The following is a 14,930-nucleotide window of genomic DNA, read 5'->3' as shown; positions in this document are numbered from 1 at the left end:
GACAACGCCCTGAAGGGGCGCGGGGAACTGCGCGACCAGCCCCCACGCCGCAGCACCCAACATCCAACCGAACCACCCTTGATCCCAGCCCCCTCGCGAGAACACACCCCGGCCCCAGAATCCCGCCGGTTCCTGGCCAAAGCCGCACTGATCACCGCCGCGCTCTCCATCACCGGCTCCCTCCTGGGCCTCGCACGAGACCAGGCCCTGGCCCGCCTCTTCGGCGCCGGCAGCGAAACGGACGCCTTCCTCGTCGCCTGGACCATCCCCGAATTCGCCGCCACCCTCCTCATCGAGGACGGCCTCGCCTTCGCCCTGATCCCCGCGTTCAGCATGGCCCTGGCCCGCAGAGCGCAAGGCGCCCCCGGCGACCCCGTCCGCACCCTGGTGAAAGCCACCCTCCCCCGCCTCACCCTGGCGTTCATCGCGGTATCGGCACTGCTCATCGCGACGGCCCCCTACCTGGTCGAAGCCCTGGCCCCCGGCCTCCCCCACCCCGCCCTGGCCATCAGCTGCACCCGCATCACCGCGACCTGCGTCCTGAGCTTCGGCCTGGCCGGCTACTGCAGCGCGGCCCTCCGCGCCCACCGCCGCTTCGTGGCACCGGCTGCGATCTACGTGGCGTACAACATCGGCATCATCGCGGGGATGTACACCTTCGGTGCCCACTGGGGCGTACGGTCGGCGGCCCTCGGTGTGGCCGGCGGCGGCTTCCTGATGGTGCTGACCCAACTCCCGGCGCTGTGGCGCCAGTTGACAAGCCACAAGCCCACCACCCCGGAGACCGGCACCGGCATCGCCACCGCCGCCGGCCCCGGCACCGCCCCCGGCCCCACCGAGCCCCGCCCGATGAACCTCGCCCTGATGGCCACCGTGCTGCTCTTCGCCCTCTGCCGTCAGTCCCAGGTCCTCATCGAACGCTTCCTCGCCTCCCACCTCCCGGCCGGCGCCATCTCGCACCTGAACTACGCGCAGAAGGTCGCCCAGATGCCGATGGTGCTGTCGCTGATGCTGTGCACGGTCACCTTCCCGGTGGTCGCTCGGGCGCTCGCCGAGGGCGACACGGAGAAGGCCCGCAACCGCGTGGAGCGCGACCTCGCCCTCGCCGCCTGCCTGGTCCTGCTCGGCGCCGCCACGGTGATCGCCTGCGCCCCGCAGATCATCCAACTCCTCTTCCAGCGGGGCGCGTTCACCGCTCACGACACCGCCGCGACGGCCGGTGTGATGCGCGTGTACGCCCTCGGGCTGCTCGGCCAGACCCTGGTCGGCGTCCTGGTCCGCTCCTACTTCTCGGCGGGCCGCCCCACCTGGTACCCGGTCGGCGCGATGGCCGCCGGCATCGTCGTGACCTCCTGGATCGGCGCCTGGACGGTCGGCCCCTGGGGCGTCGTCGGCATCGCCGTCGCCAACGCCACCGGCATCACCTTCACCGCCGTACTCCTGCTGTGCGGTTCGGGCCCGCGCAGTGTCCCGATCCGCACCCGGCAGGTCCTGATCGAGCTGAGCCGGCCGGTGCGCGCGGCGGCGGTCGCGACGGTCGCAGGGGCCTTCGTGGCCCGCGCGCTGCCCTCGCCGCTGCTCGGTCTGAGCGTCGGCTGCGCGACCGTCACCGTCGTCTTCGTCCTGCTCGGCTGGGCCCTGGGCGCCCAGGGCTTCGCACCCGCACTGGAATCCGTACGTTCCGTCACACGGAGGCTCTCGCATGGTCGCTCCCGTTGATTCCCCGACCACCGGCAGACGCGTCACGGGCCCGGTCCCGTGGGTGGCGATGTACCACTCCGTGGGCGACTGCTCCGACGACCCCTACCGCATCACGGTCACGCCCGACCGCCTTGTACAGCAGCTGAGTTGGCTGCGGCGGCGCGGTCTGCGGGGCGTGTCCATGGCCGACCTGCTCGCCGCCCGCGCCCGGGGCGAGGGCCGGGGCCTGGTCGGTCTCACCTTCGACGACGGCTACACCGACTTCGTCGACAACGCCCTTCCCCTGCTGGCCCGTTGGGACTGCGGCGCGACCCTCTTCGTCCTCCCGGGCAGACTCGGCGGCGACAACGCATGGGACCCGGAGGGCCCCCGCAAACCCCTCCTCACCGCGGCCGGCATCCGCCACGCCGCCGCCGAGGGTGTGGAGATCGGCTCGCACGGCCTGACCCACGTCGACCTCACCCAGGCGGACGACGCCACGCTGCGGGCCGAGGTCGCCGAAAGCCGTTCCGTACTGGCCGAGTTGACCGGCACCGCCGTCGACGGCTTCTGCTACCCCTACGGCACGGTCGACGCCCGCGCCGTCGACGCCGTACGCGAAGCCGGATACACCTACGCCTGCGCCATCGACCCGGGCGAGCTCAACGGCGTCCACGCCCTCCCCCGCGTCCACATCGGCCAGAACGACACCGCCGTACGCCTGTTCCTCAAGTACCGGCTGCACCGGCTGCGCCGCCGCCCGGTGGAGGGGCTCGCATGAGGGCCCTGCACATCATCACCGGACTCGGCGTCGGCGGCGCGGAGCAGCAACTGCGGCTGCTGCTGCGCCACTTGCCGGTCGACTGCGAGGTCGTGACGCTCACCAACCCGGGCGCGGTCGCCACCGGCCTCACCGCCGACGGGGTGCGCGTCCTCCACCTCGGCATGACCGGCAACCGCGACCTGGCCGCCCTCCCCCGCCTGGTCAGGATCATCCGCACCGGCCGCTACGACCTCGTCCACACCCACCTCTACCGCGCCTGCGTCTACGGCCGCCTCGCCGCCCGGATCGCGGGCGTGAAGGCGGTCGTCGCCACCGAACACTCCCTGGGCGACTCGCAGATGGAGGGCCGGGGCCTCACCGCCGGGGTCCGCGCCCTGTATCTCGCCAGCGAGCGCCTGGGCCGGTCGACGGTCGCCGTGTCCCCGACGGTCGCCGAGCGCCTGAAGAGGTGGGGCGTGCCGGGGCCGCGTATCGAGGTGGTGCCCAACGGCATCGACCTGGACCGCTTCCGCTTCGACCCGGTCCAGCGACTGCGCGCCCGCCAGCGGCTCGGCCTGCCCGAGGGCGCGTACGTCGTCGGTGGCATCGGCCGCCTCGCGGCGGGCAAGCGCTTCGACGTCCTGGTCCGCGCCCTGGCCCAACTCCCGGACGACTACTGGCTGTTGCTGGTCGGCGGTGGCACCGAGGAGAACCTGCTGCGCCGTACGGCCCATGAGTGCGGGGTCGCCGACCGGGTGCTGTTCACCGGCGAGCGCCCCTACGTACCGGACGGCTCACCGGGACCCGACCTGCCCTCCCTCACCGCCGCCATGGACCTGCTCGCCTCGCCGTCCCCCGAGGAGGCCTTCGGCCTGGCGGTCGTCGAAGGGCTGGCGGCCGGGCTGCCCGTGCTCTACGCCTCCTGCCCCGCCATCGAGGACCTCCCCCCGCAGGCCGCGTCCGGTGCCCGGCGGGTGCAGGGCGGTCCCGAGGTCTTCGCCCGCGCGCTGGCGGCGGCCCGCGCGCGGGGCCCGCGTCCGCGCACCGCCCCGGACGCCGCCCACCACTACTGCATCACCCGCAGCGCCGCCCAACTGATGGACGTGTACGCGGCCGCGGTCTCCACCTCGTCGCCGTCCCCCGCATCCCAGGGAGCCAGTTCCTCATGACCGAGATCCGACAGCACCTCCCCCTCAGCCGCGCGAAAGCCCTCCCGGCCTGGTCCCTCCTCGCGGCCGGCGCCGTGACCGGCGGACTGCTCGGCGGCGGCTACGGCGTCCTCAAGACCCCGACGTACACGGCCACCAGCTATGTCATCGCCGTCCCCACCGACAAGGCCGACTCCTCGACCGCGCTCGGCTTCGCGCAGGCCTACGGCCGGGTCGCCACCCAGCTCGCGGTGCTCGGGGACGCCCAGGTGTGGGCGGGCGTGCCGGTGAAGACGCTCCAGTCGAGCGTGCAGACGGCGACCTCGCCGGACGCGCCGATGGTCGCCGTCACGGCCACCTCCTCGCGCGCGGACCTCGCCGCCGACATGGCCAACGCCGTGTCCCGCTCGCTGACCGTGCACGCGAACGACTCGAAGGACTCGACCCACGTCGAACTCCAGACCTTCGCCCGCGCCATCAAGCCGGCCTCCGCCTCCTCGGCCCCGGCCGCGGTGACCGGCCTGGTCGGCGCGAGCGCGGGCGGTCTCCTCGGCGGCCTGCTGCTCCTGGTACGGCCGCGCCGGACCACCGACGGGGCCGGCCGCCCCGCCTCCGTGCCCAGCCCGGCCACCGCGGCCGACGTCCTGTGACACCGGTGTACTCGACCGAACTCGTCACCGACCCCCAGGACTTCGCCGAACTGGCCCCGGCCTGGGGCCGGTTGTACCAGAGGTGTGGCTCGGCGACCCCGTTCCAGTCCCACGCCTGGCTGCACTCCTGGTGGCTGTCCTACGGCCGAACAGGCCGCCTGCGCCTGCTCGTTGTCCGCGACGGCCGCGAACTCGTCGCCGCCGCGCCCCTGATGCTCGTACGGTCACCGGTGCCCGCCCTTGTCCCGCTCGGTGGCGCGATCTCCGACTACGGCGACGTCCTGCTCGACGACGAACACGGCGACCCGGCCGTCCTCGCGCTCACCGAGGGCCTCGCGTCCGCCGCCCGCACCGCGCTGATCGACTTCCGCGAGGTGCGGCCCGGCGGCGCGGTCGAGCGCGTCTACGACCGCTGGCGCGGCCCGCGCCGCCGGGTGCACGACTCGCTGTGCCTGGAGCTGCCCGCCGTACCGATGGACGAACTGGTCGCCCGGCTCCCCTCCTCCAAGGCCCAGCGGGTCCGCGCCAAGCTCCGCAAGCTGACCGCGCTCGGCGTCGAGCGCACGGTCGTACAGCCGGACGGGGTGGACTCGGCGCTGCGGCGGCTGCTGGAGCTGCATCAACTGCAGTGGCAGGGGCGGAAGGTGACGTCCGAGCATCTCCAGACCCGGTTCTGCGAGCACCTCGTCCGCTCGGTCGGGCCGATGGTCCGCTCCGGGGACGCGGTCGTCACCGAGTTCCGGCTCGACGAGGACGTGGTCGCCGTAGACCTGACGTTGTTGTCGCGGCGGCTCGCCGGCGGGTATCTGTACGGCGCGCATCCGCGGCTTCGGGAGCGGAAGGCGGATGTGGCGGTGATGCTGCTCGACGCGTGCGCCGAGCACACCGGCGCGGAGGAGCCCCGCACGCTCAGCCTGCTGCGCGGCGACGAGCCGTACAAGCATCACTGGCGGCCCGAACCGGTGCTCAACCAGCGGCTGTTGCTGGCGCGGCGGCGGACGGCGCCGCTGATGACGGCGGTCGTCTGCGATGTCGCCGCGCGCCGGCGGGGCAAGGCGATACTGCGGAAGTGGAAGGAGCGCGGTGGCGACGGACCGTGAGCGGCCCGCCGCCACCTCTGGTTCAGCGGTCGCGCTGCCACCAGTCGAACTTCACGCACAGCTTCCCGCCGAGCCAGTACTCCACCCAGTCGCCCAGCTCCACGGGCGAGCAGTTGACGGGGTGCGTCGAGGTGGGCGGTGTGGTGGGTTCGGTCGGCTTGGGCGGCTCCGGGGTGACCGGGGTCGTCGGTGTGGTGGGTGTCGTGGGTGTGGTGGGTGTCGTCGGGTCCTCGGTGCGGCCGAACAGGACCGAACGGTAGACCTTGGACGACTTCGGGTTCTGGGAGCACTGCCACACACCGTGCGGGCAGTAGTCGGTCACGGTGTTGTACAGCGGCTTGTGCTCGTCCATCCAGGCGAGCATGCGCTTCATGTACTCCGCGTTGTCGCCGTTACGGAAGAGTCCCCATTCAGGATAGGAAATGGGCTTGCCGTGGGATTTGGCGAAGTCCACATGTGCCTGGAGTCCGTACGGCTCTTTCACCTGTTCGTCGAACGTCAGCCCGGAAGGCTGGTCGTACGAATCCATGCCGACGATGTCGACCGTGGCGTCCCCCGGATAGCACTGCGTCCAGGGAACGGCGTCCCGGCCCCGGCTCGGAGTGAAGTCGAACCGGAATTTCTGGCCCGGCACCGAGCGCATCGTGGTGACGATCCTGTTCCAGTACTTCTTCCAGGCCTCCGGGTCCGGCCCGCAACGAGAGGTGTACGTGGTGCCGTTCATCTCCCAGCCGAGCACGATCACCGTGTCCGGCACCTTCAGGTCGACCAGCCGTTCGGCCAGGGCCTTGAAGTGCTGATCGAACTGGCCGGCCGCGCCCTGCTGGACCAGTCGCCGGACCTGCCAGTCGGAGACACCGTCCTCGTTGTGCTCCTGCATGGGCACATTGAGGACGAGCATCCGGTCGGTCTTCTCGGTGCGCCAGTCCGCCCAGACGTCGAGGAGACCGGGGGCGCCCTCGATGTCGCTCCAGTGGTTGCCGGGCAGGTAGGTGTGGCCGACGCGCAGTTCGGCGCCGCCCAGCCAACTGCTCAGCGCGGCCATGCGGGCCACGCCGCGGGCACCGGAGTCGAGGAAGGCACCGAACGCGGGGGCCTCCTTCGGCTCGGGGGTCCTCACCGGTGCGACGACAGCCGGGGTCGTGACCGCGGCGGTCGTGGGTGTGACGGCCGTGGGTGTGACGGACGTAGGAACGGTGGTCACGGGTGCGGTGGTCACGGGAGCAGGCGGATCGGTGACCCGCGCCACCTCCGCCCCCGCCGCGAACCCGGGACCCGACGCCAGTGCCGCCGACGCGGCGACCGTAGCCGCGATGAAGGCCAGCCGTCCGGTCCGGGACCGTCGCTGCTGTGGGGCCATGCCTGCTCCTCTCTCCACTCTCGTGTTCTTGTTTCTCTTTTTGACACTCAGTCATACGAATATGAATTACGCCACCGCCGCTACGGCTTTTGAGTGTCCCTGTCGCCCGCGTGGGTGAACCGAACCGAAGGAAACAGTCCGTGTCGCTGCTCGACATCCGTGTCCCCGCAGTTCTGTTGCGGATCGACCGGAATCCCTTTCACCACGGAACGCTGGGGGCCGTGCGTTCGCTCGGCAGGGCGGGAGTGGAGGTGCATGTGGTCGCCGATTCCACCGGAAGTCCCGTACGCAGCTCGCGCTTTGTCTGCCAGATGCATCCCCCGCCGCCGCCCGCCGCGTCTCCCGCCGAGATCGCCGGCACGCTCCGGCGGGTGGCCGCCCGGATCACGCGTCCCGCCGTGCTGATCCCGATGGACGACGCGAGCGCCGTCGCGGTCGGCCGGCTGGGCGCGGAACTCGCGCCGTCGTATCTGCTGCCGCAGCAGCCCGGCGCGCTGCCCGAACGGGTCGCGGACAAGGCGGAACTGGCCGCCGTGTGCGCGAGCGCGGACATCCCGCACCCGGTGACGCTGATCCCGGAGAGCCCGGCGCAGGCCGCGAGCGCCGCGTGGCAACTGGGGCTGCCGGTGATCGCGAAGTGGAGCCGGCCCTGGCTGGTGCCGGCCGGAACCGGGCTGCGCAGCACCGTGGTGGTGCGCAGCGCGCAGGAGGCGCGCGAGTTGTTCCTGCGCGCCGACGAGGCGGGCAGCCGACTGCTGTTGCAGGCGTTCCTGCCGTCCGGCCCGGACCGCGACTGGTTCTTCCACGGGTACGCCGACCGGTCCGGCGCCGTACGCGGCGGCGGACCCGGCCGCAAGCAGCGGGCCTGGCCGCGCGGGGCGGGCCTGACGGCGGTGGGCCGCTGGACGCCCAACCCACAGGTACAGGCGCTCGCCGAGCGCCTCACCACCGAACTCGGCTACCGGGGCATCTTCGACCTGGACTTCCGCCGCTGCGGTACGACGGGCAGCTATCACCTGCTCGACTTCAACCCGCGGCCCGGCGCGCAGTTCCGGCTCTTCGCCGACTCCGCGGGCCTGGACGTGGTCCGCGCGCTGCACCTGGACCTGACCCACCGTCCGCTGCCGGACGGGGCGCCGCGGCCGGGCCGTTCGTTCGTGGTGGAGAACTACGCGCCGCTCAGCGCGCTGCGCCCGGCGCCGAACGGACGCGAGCTGGCCTGGTACGCGCCGGACGACCGGGCGCCGGGCCGGGCGATGTGGGGGCTGTGGGCCCTGCACGTGCTGCGCAAGGTGCGGGAGCGGCTGGGCGGGGCGGCCCCGGTGCGCCCGACGGAGGTCCGGGTGGTCCGGCAGGCGGGCGCGAGCCCGATCGACGAGCCTGCGGAACCGGCCGAGTTGACCAAGCCGACGAAGCCGACCGAGTTGACCGACGACGAGAAAGCGAGCAGTTGCTGATGTACGACCTGCTGGTGGTGGGCGCGGGCCCATACGGCCTGTCCATCGCGTCCCACGCCGCGGCCGCCGGGCTGAACCTGCGCGTCTTCGGCCGGCCCATGGCGTCCTGGCGCGACCACATGCCCCGGGGCATGTTCCTCAAGTCGGAGCCCTGGGCCTCCAACTTGTCCGACCCCGAGGGCCGTTGGCCGCTCGACGCGTATTGCGCGACCCAGGGCGTGGAGGCCCGGCACGGGGAGCCGATCCCGGTCGAGATGTTCGCCTCCTACGGCCTGTGGTTCGCCCGCAACGCCGTGCCCGAGGTGGACGAGCGGACGGTGGAGCGGATCGCGCCGGTGCCCGGCGGCTTCGAGGCGGTGACCGACGACGGCACGGTGCTGCACGCCCGTACCGTCGCGCTCGCGATCGGTGTCATGCCGTTCGTCGAAATCCCGTCCGCTCTACGGGGGTTGAGCCGGTCCCTCGTCTCGCACAGCAGCCACCACAGCACACTGGACGACTTCCGCGGCAAGGACGTCACGGTGATCGGCGGCGGCCAGGCGGCACTGGAGACGGCGGCCCTGCTCGCCGAACAGGGCACGCGGGTAAGGGTGTTGGCGCGGGCCGACGAACTGTTCTGGAACGACGTACCGCCGGCCTGGGAACGCCCGTGGTGGCGGGAGGCCCGCTCCCCGCACAGCGGCCTGGGCCCCGGCTGGCGCAACTGGTTCTACGCCGAGCGCCCCGACCTCTTCCGCCGCCTCCCGGAGTCGACCCGGGCCAGGATCGCGGCCAACGCCCTTGGCCCGGCCGGTGCTTGGTGGGTGCGGGACCGGGTCGAGCCGGCGGTGGAGGTGCTGCTCGGCCACGAGGTCGCGGCGGCCGACGTGGTGCCGGGCGGGGTCCGTCTGGAGACGGTGGGCGGAGCGGGCGGGACACGCTCCCTGGAGACCGAACACGTCATCGCGGCAACGGGGTTCAAGGCGACGACGGGCCGACTCGGGCTGCTCTCAAGCGAGTTGCGGGGATCGCTGGCCGCGGTGGGCGACGGTTCCCCCGAGGTCGGCCGGGACTTCGAGTCCTCGCACCCCGGCCTCTTCATGGCGGGCCTGGTGACGGCCTCGGGCTTCGGCCCGGCGATGCGTTTCGTGCACGGCGCCACGTACACGGCGGGCGCGCTGGTGCGGGGAGTCCGACGCCGGCTGAACTCTGAGCCGCGCGGCGGCGTGATCCCGGCACCGGGACGACGGAGCACGCCGGCATTCGTGCGGCGCTGAGGTACAGGCGGTTCGGGTGTGCCGGGCGGTGACGTCCGGCACCCCGTGCGCATTACCTACGGGACGCGGCTCGGCCTCGTCGGTACAGGATCGTGCCACCCGCGATCAGCGCGGCACTGACACCAGATGCGGCCAGCATGGCCTCACTGCCGGTGTGCGCCAGAACGGGCGGCGGGGTGTGCTCCCCACCGGCGGGTGGGGGCGTGTGATGCCCACCCGTGGGGGGAGGCGGGGTGTGGTGTCCGCCGGTGGGAGGCGGCGGGGTGTGATGCCCACCGGTAGGGGGCGGGGGCGTGTGGTGTCCGCCCGTGGGAGGGGGCGGGGTGTGGTGTCCGCCGCTCGGAGGGGGCGGAGTGTGATGCCCACCGCTGGGAGGCGGCGGAGTGTGGTGCCCACCCGTAGGCGGGGGCGGAGTGTGGTGCCCACCGGTCGGAGGCGGGGGCGTGTGGTGCCCACCCGTGGGGGGAGGCGGGGTGTGGTGTCCGCCGGTCGGAGGGGGTGGCGTGTGATGCCCGCCCGTGGGAGGCGGCGGGGTGTGGTGTCCACCCGTGGGAGGCGGCGGGGTGTGGTGTCCACCCGTGGGAGGCGGTGGAGTGTGGTGGTGGCCACCAGGAGGAGGCGTGTGGTGGTGGCCGCCGGGAGGACCCGGTGGTGTCTCCTCGCAGTCCGGAGTGCCGTGGCCCGAGTGGTCGTTGTGGTCGTTGGAGCCGTAGCCCGAATCGCCGCCGGAGCCGTAGCCCGAGTGGTCGCCGGAGCCGTAACCCGAGTCGTCTCCGTAGCCATGACCGGAGCCATGACCGTGGCCATACCCGTAGCCATAGCCATAGCCGGAGTCGTCATCGGAGTCGTCGGAGTCGGCGAGCGCCTGCTCGGCCCATCGGTGCCCGCCGGTGTGCTCGCTGTGCCGGTGGGCGTCCTTGTCGCCGGCGCACGAGTTGCCGAACGTCGGGTTGAGCCCGGACGCCACGTCGACGGAGTCGCCACAGGCGTTGACCGGCGCGTCGACCGGGACCGAGAGGCTGTTGCCGGACAGGACGCCCGGCGAATCCTTGGCAGCGCCGCCGGTGTACGAGTCGGCCAGGGCGGGGCTGCCGCACAGGGACAGAATGCTCGTCGCGGCGGCCGCCGCGACCATTCCCTTACCCAGGGTCTGTCGCAATCTCGTTGTCTTCCTGCTTGAAGTGGGAAAAGCCGGCCTTGGGAACCTGTCCAAGGCCGGCCAATGACACAGCCGGAACGGCTGGTGCGTTACGTCGTCAGTCGTTGACGCACGTGTTGCCGAACGCCGGGTTCAGCAGGCCGATCACGTCGATCGAGTTGCCGCACACGTTGACGGGGATGTGCACGGGAACCTGGACCACGTTGCCCGAGAGGACACCCGGCGAACCGATGGCGGCACCCTCGGCGCCGGCGTCGGCGAAGGCCGGGGCGGCCATACCGAGAGCCATGATCGCACCAGCGACAACAGCAGCGCTCTTCTTCATTGACGTTCCCTTCTCTGCGGTCATGCCCACCATGACCTGCAGCCTGTAAAACGAGGGATAGACACAGGAAGAAACTGAAGAACGCGTGTCACCTGACAATTCACTCGATCGTCGGCACCGAATTGACACGGTGGACGCAACCCCACGGACATATCAGCGAAGAAACGCTTCTCTTCAAGGGAAGAACTTCAAGGCAAAACAGTCTTTTCAGCGATCCGGGCGACCCGCACGAAAATTCCGGCGGGCCGCCCGGGTCACTCGGACGTACGGTCTCAGCTGCCGATCGCGCCGTTGCCAGACAGCACCGGGATGTTGTCGGCGATGTGCGACAGCGGCTCGTCACCCTTGGCCTGGGTGGAGTTCTCGGCGCACTGCTGGTTCTGCGGGGCCGAGAGGACCGGCACGTCCTGGAGGACGGTGACCGGCACCAGTACGCCCACGATCGAGGCCGCGTTGGCCTTGACCGGCACGCCGAGGCAGAGCTTGTTCAGGGCACCCTGGGCGACCGAGAGCTGGGGGCTCATGTCGCCGGTGGTCTTGGCGTTGCCATAGGCCTGCTCGGCACCGTTCCCGTTGACCGTGGTGACGCCGTTGTCGTTGCCGATGGCCAGCGCCTGCGGGGCGGCCGTCGCCGAGACGCCGACGACGGAAGCCGCGACAGCCGTCGCAGCCATTGCCTTCTTGAGCATTTCTGCGGTCCTTTCCTGGCAGAGACACAATTCCTGCTCCCCCATCAACCGAGGTGGGCCGGATTGGTTGCGTGGCTTCACCCGGTTGGATTCATCTGGGCCATTGGAGTGAATCGGAGCAACCATGCGGCCCGGCACCAGTTGTTCAGGTCGCTCCGGTGGACGGGGTTACTCCAGAAGGGACCACGCAAGTGATCAAGAAGGTTATGGCTGCTGCGGCTGTCGCCGCTTCCGTCGTCGGAGCCTCGGCTGCCGTCGCCGCCCCGGCGATGGCGATCGGTAACGACAATGGCGTCACCACGACGAACGGCAACGGCGCCGAGCAGGTCTACGGCAACCAGGCCACGTACGGCAACATGAGCCCGCAGATGGCGCTCATCCAGGGTTCGCTGAACAAGCCCTGCATCGGCCTGCCGGCCAAGGCGAACCTGGCCTCGCTGGTCGGCCTCGTGCCGGTCACCGTCGCGCAGGACGTGCCGATCCTCTCCGCGCCGCAGAACCAGCAGTGCACCGAGAACTCCACCCAGGCGAAGGGCGACGAGCCGCTGTCGCACATCCTGGACAACATCCCGGTCCTGTCGGGCAACGGCGCCGCGGGCAGCTGACCCCCAGACGCACACGACGGGCCGCCGGCTTCTCGGCGGCCCGTCGGCCTGTCCTCTGCGCCTGACGCGTTCCGCGCGCCGACCGATCCGGTGGAGACGGCGCAGGTGAACCGACTTATTGCTCCATACGGGGCAAAGGCCGCAACCAAACCAGTCCCACTCAGTTGATCACCGCGCGGCTCCGCAACGGGAGTCCGTCCTCCGAAAGGGTTTGAACATGAAGAAGCTGTGGGCGACCGCGGCTGTTGCCGCCTCCCTCGCCGGTGCCACGGCCGCTGTCGCCACCCCGGCGATGGCCATCGGCAACGACGACGGCGTCACCACCACCCAGGGCAACGGCGCCGTCCAGAAGTACGGCAACCAGGAGACCAAGGGCGACATGAGCCCCCAGCTCTCCCTCGTCCAGGGCTCGCTGAACAAGCCCTGTGTCGGGCTGCCGGTCAAGGCGAACCTGGCCTCGCTGGTCGGCCTCGTGCCGGTCACCGTTCTGCAGGACGTGCCGGTCCTCTCGGCCCCGCAGAACCAGCAGTGCACCGAGAACTCCACCCAGGCCAAGGGCGACGAGCCGCTGTCGCACATCCTGGACAACATCCCGGTCCTGTCGGGCAACGGCGCCGCGAACAGCTGACCCCAGCAGCACCACGAGAGCGGGCCGCCGAGCACATCGGCGGCCCGCTCTTCCGTGTCGTAGGGCCGCTTCCGCTACGGCCGCTGCGGCTTCGGTTTCGCGTAGAGCGCCTCGATGTCCTCCGCGTACGCCGCCGTCACCACGTGCCGTTTGAGTTTCAGGGACGGGGTGAGCAGGCCGTTGTCCTCGGTGAACTCGCCCTCGACCAGGGCGAAGGCGCGGATCGACTCGGCGCGGGAGACGGCCTGGTTGGCGTGGTCGACGGCCTTCTGGACGTCGGCGCGCAGGCGCGGGTCCTCGACGAGGTCGGCGAGCGGGGTGTCCGCGGGGAGGCCGCGGACCGACAGCCAGTGGGCGAGGGCCTCGGGGTCGAGGGTGATCAGGGCGGCGACGAAGGGCCGGTTGTCGCCGACGACCAGGCACTGGCCGACCGGGGCACGGCTGCGCAGGCGATCCTCCAGGACGGCCGGGGAGACGTTCTTGCCGCCGTTGGTGACGAGGATGTCCTTCTTGCGGCCGGTGATGGTGAGATAGCCGTCCTCGTCGAGGGCGCCCAGGTCACCGGTCGCGAACCACTCGTCCTTCAGTACGGCGTCGGTGGCCACCTGGTTGTTCCAGTACGCGCCGAAGACCACCCCGCCCCTGATGAGCACCTCGCCGTCGTCGGCGATGCGGATCGTGGTGCCGGGGACCGGGAGGCCGACCGTGCCGGGGCGGGGCCGCAGGGGCGGTACGACAGTGGCGGCGGCCGTCGTCTCGGTGAGGCCATAGCCCTCGTAGACGATGATCCCGGCCGCCGCGAAGAAGAGGTTGAGGTCGCGGTCGAGCGGGGAGCCGCCGCTGATGGCGTACCGCAGCCGGCCGCCGAGTTCCTTGCGGATACGGCGGTACACCAGCAGGTCGTAGAGGGCCCACGCGGCGTAGAGGCCGGGGCCGGGGCCCTTGCCGGTGCCGAGGAACCTGTTCAGGTAGGCCTCGCCGAAGCGGACCGCGACGCGGTCGGCGCGGTCGAAGGAGGCGGCGCGGCCCATCTTCTCGGCGGTCGCGCGGCCGGCGTCATGGATCTTCTCGAAGAGGTACGGCACGCCGACGAGGAAAGTGGGCCTGAACTCCCTCAGTGCCGGGCGGAGTTCGTCGGGCTTGATGCTCGGGCAGTGGCCGACCTCGATGCGGGCCGCCAGACAGGCGATCTGGAGGGTGCGGCCCATGATGTGCGCGAGCGGGAGGAAGAGCAGCGTCGAGGCGACCTGACCGGTGACCTCCGTGAAGAGGGGGTGCAGCAGTTCGACCATGTTGGCGGCCTCGGCGTGCAGGTTGGCGTGGGTGAGCACGCAGCCCTTGGGGCGGCCGGTGGTGCCGGAGGTGTAGCAGACCGTCGCGATCGTGTCGGGGGTGAGGGAGGCGCGGCGCTTGGTGATCTCGTCGTCGGGCAACTCACTGCCCAGGGCGGTGAGTTCGTCAATGGCTCCGGCGTCCAGCTGCCAGACGTGCGGGAGTTGGGGGTGGCGGGCCGTGCCGGTGGTGACCCTGTCGGTGTGCTCGGGGGTCTCCGTGACGACGAAGCGGGTGCCCGAGTCCCTGACGATCCACTCCACTTGCTCGGCGGACGAGGTCGCGTAGATCGGCACGGTCTGGCCGCCGGCCGCCCAGATCGCGAAGTCGAGGACCGTCCACTCGTAGCGGGTACGGGACATCACCGCGACCCGGCCGCCCGGTTCGAGGCCCGCCGCCACCAACCCCTTTGCCACGGCGGTGACTTCATGGGCGAAGGCCGCCGCCGTCACGGGGTGCCAGGTGCCGTGCCGCTCGCGGCGGAGGACCACCGTGTCGGGGGCCTGTGCCGCGTTGGTGAACGGGAGGTCGGCGGTGCTGCCGGTCGTCGGGCGCGGGGCGAGCGGCGGAGTGCCCGCCTCGCGTACGACGCCCCGCTCGTCGCGGGTGAGTTCGACCCGGGTGCGGGCCGCCAGGTCGGTGCGTTGCCGCGCCCGCTTCAGGTCCTTGCGTACGCCCATGTCGGCTGCTCCCGGTCGGCGGTGAGACGGTGACTGGGGCGCCAACTTACTCGCAAGTAGGGGAAGGTCAATGGGGCCGGTGGGATCGGGGCCGGGTT

At 71.4% G+C, this 14,930-nt stretch carries 14 protein-coding genes; 9 read left to right on the top strand and 5 right to left on the bottom strand.

The annotated features are described in order from the left end of the window. The first annotated feature begins 78 nt into the window (after nucleotides 1–78). From murJ to ACIRRY_RS06535, 5 genes are read left to right on the top strand one after another with little or no spacing between them, the layout of a single operon-like run. Complete coding sequence (murJ, locus tag ACIRRY_RS06555; RefSeq protein WP_403968651.1) at nucleotides 79–1,719, top strand: murein biosynthesis integral membrane protein MurJ; 1,641 nt, start codon at nucleotides 79–81, stop codon at nucleotides 1,717–1,719. Continuing rightward, on the top strand, nucleotides 1,703–2,461 hold the full coding sequence (locus ACIRRY_RS06550; RefSeq protein ID WP_403968649.1) for a polysaccharide deacetylase family protein: 759 nt from the start codon (nucleotides 1,703–1,705) through the stop codon (nucleotides 2,459–2,461). The genes murJ and ACIRRY_RS06550 overlap by 17 nt, the downstream gene beginning before the upstream one ends. Next, nucleotides 2,458–3,612 (top strand): glycosyltransferase, encoded by a 1,155-nt coding sequence (locus ACIRRY_RS06545; RefSeq protein ID WP_403968647.1) that lies wholly within the window; start codon nucleotides 2,458–2,460, stop codon nucleotides 3,610–3,612. The genes ACIRRY_RS06550 and ACIRRY_RS06545 overlap by 4 nt, the downstream gene beginning before the upstream one ends. After that, complete coding sequence (locus ACIRRY_RS06540; RefSeq protein WP_403968645.1) at nucleotides 3,609–4,241, top strand: lipopolysaccharide biosynthesis protein; 633 nt, start codon at nucleotides 3,609–3,611, stop codon at nucleotides 4,239–4,241. The genes ACIRRY_RS06545 and ACIRRY_RS06540 overlap by 4 nt, the downstream gene beginning before the upstream one ends. A 5-nt stretch (nucleotides 4,242–4,246) precedes the next feature. After that, a complete protein-coding gene (locus tag ACIRRY_RS06535) occupies nucleotides 4,247–5,341 on the top strand; it encodes a GNAT family N-acetyltransferase (RefSeq protein WP_403968643.1) in 1,095 nt (364 codons plus the stop codon). Between the two features lie 22 nt (nucleotides 5,342–5,363). On the opposite strand, the gene ACIRRY_RS06530 is transcribed toward ACIRRY_RS06535, so the two are convergent. Next, nucleotides 5,364–6,701: a glycoside hydrolase family 26 protein gene (locus tag ACIRRY_RS06530; protein ID WP_403968641.1), complete on the bottom strand. Its 1,338-nt coding sequence runs from the start codon at nucleotides 6,699–6,701 to the stop codon at nucleotides 5,364–5,366. Nucleotides 6,702–6,841: 140 nt separating this feature from the next. Between ACIRRY_RS06530 and ACIRRY_RS06525 the strand changes: the two genes are divergently transcribed. After that, on the top strand, nucleotides 6,842–8,158 hold the full coding sequence (locus ACIRRY_RS06525; protein ID WP_403968639.1) for an ATP-grasp domain-containing protein: 1,317 nt from the start codon (nucleotides 6,842–6,844) through the stop codon (nucleotides 8,156–8,158). Continuing rightward, nucleotides 8,158–9,414 (top strand): NAD(P)-binding domain-containing protein, encoded by a 1,257-nt coding sequence (locus ACIRRY_RS06520; protein WP_403968637.1) that lies wholly within the window; start codon nucleotides 8,158–8,160, stop codon nucleotides 9,412–9,414. Before ACIRRY_RS06525 ends, ACIRRY_RS06520 begins: the two co-directional genes overlap by 1 nt. Nucleotides 9,415–9,466: 52 nt before the next feature. Here ACIRRY_RS06520 and ACIRRY_RS06515 read toward each other — a convergent pair whose 3' ends face one another. The 3 genes from ACIRRY_RS06515 to ACIRRY_RS06505 all read right to left on the bottom strand — a co-directional run bounded on the left by ACIRRY_RS06515 (nucleotide 9,467) and on the right by ACIRRY_RS06505 (nucleotide 11,587). Further along, the gene (locus ACIRRY_RS06515; protein WP_403968635.1) at nucleotides 9,467–10,573 is read right to left on the bottom strand and encodes a chaplin family protein; all 1,107 of its coding nucleotides are present in this window, start codon (nucleotides 10,571–10,573) and stop codon (nucleotides 9,467–9,469) included. A 97-nt stretch (nucleotides 10,574–10,670) separates the two neighbouring features. Next, entirely contained in the window at nucleotides 10,671–10,898 is a 228-nt protein-coding gene (chpD, locus tag ACIRRY_RS06510) for a chaplin ChpD (protein ID WP_026178071.1), read from the bottom strand. 272 nt (nucleotides 10,899–11,170) lie between these two features. Next, nucleotides 11,171–11,587, bottom strand: coding sequence for a rodlin (locus ACIRRY_RS06505; protein WP_403968633.1), 417 nt, complete (start codon nucleotides 11,585–11,587; stop codon nucleotides 11,171–11,173). A gap of 191 nt (nucleotides 11,588–11,778) precedes the next feature. Between ACIRRY_RS06505 and ACIRRY_RS06500 the strand changes: the two genes are divergently transcribed. Beyond that, entirely contained in the window at nucleotides 11,779–12,192 is a 414-nt protein-coding gene (locus ACIRRY_RS06500) for a rodlin (RefSeq protein WP_200689835.1), read from the top strand. Between the two features lie 217 nt (nucleotides 12,193–12,409). Further along, entirely contained in the window at nucleotides 12,410–12,820 is a 411-nt protein-coding gene (locus tag ACIRRY_RS06495) for a rodlin (protein ID WP_403968631.1), read from the top strand. 74 nt (nucleotides 12,821–12,894) lie between these two features. Here the strand turns inward: ACIRRY_RS06495 and ACIRRY_RS06490 are convergent, their stop codons facing one another. Next, complete coding sequence (locus ACIRRY_RS06490) at nucleotides 12,895–14,832, bottom strand: AMP-dependent synthetase/ligase (protein WP_403968629.1); 1,938 nt, start codon at nucleotides 14,830–14,832, stop codon at nucleotides 12,895–12,897. Nucleotides 14,833–14,930 lie beyond the last annotated feature (98 nt).

It is taken from the genome of Streptomyces sp. NPDC101776 (assembly GCF_044766845.1).
Classification (GTDB): domain Bacteria; phylum Actinomycetota; class Actinomycetes; order Streptomycetales; family Streptomycetaceae; genus Streptomyces.
This window is presented reverse-complemented; position numbering and strand designations above follow the sequence as displayed.

Excerpts from the sequence above, each read along its gene's own strand:
- ACIRRY_RS06520 (WP_403968637.1), top strand. The coding sequence starts at position 8,158 with ATGTACGACCTGCTGGTGGTGGGCGCGGGCCCATACGGCCTGTCCATC.
- ACIRRY_RS06490 (WP_403968629.1), bottom strand. The coding sequence starts at position 14,832 with ATGGGCGTACGCAAGGACCTGAAGCGGGCGCGGCAACGCACCGACCTG.
- ACIRRY_RS06545 (WP_403968647.1), top strand. The coding sequence starts at position 2,458 with ATGAGGGCCCTGCACATCATCACCGGACTCGGCGTCGGCGGCGCGGAG.
- ACIRRY_RS06530 (WP_403968641.1), bottom strand. The coding sequence starts at position 6,701 with ATGGCCCCACAGCAGCGACGGTCCCGGACCGGACGGCTGGCCTTCATC.
- chpD (WP_026178071.1), bottom strand. The coding sequence starts at position 10,898 with ATGAAGAAGAGCGCTGCTGTTGTCGCTGGTGCGATCATGGCTCTCGGT.
- ACIRRY_RS06540 (WP_403968645.1), top strand. The coding sequence starts at position 3,609 with ATGACCGAGATCCGACAGCACCTCCCCCTCAGCCGCGCGAAAGCCCTC.
- ACIRRY_RS06505 (WP_403968633.1), bottom strand. The coding sequence starts at position 11,587 with ATGCTCAAGAAGGCAATGGCTGCGACGGCTGTCGCGGCTTCCGTCGTC.
- ACIRRY_RS06495 (WP_403968631.1), top strand. The coding sequence starts at position 12,410 with ATGAAGAAGCTGTGGGCGACCGCGGCTGTTGCCGCCTCCCTCGCCGGT.
- ACIRRY_RS06550 (WP_403968649.1), top strand. The coding sequence starts at position 1,703 with ATGGTCGCTCCCGTTGATTCCCCGACCACCGGCAGACGCGTCACGGGC.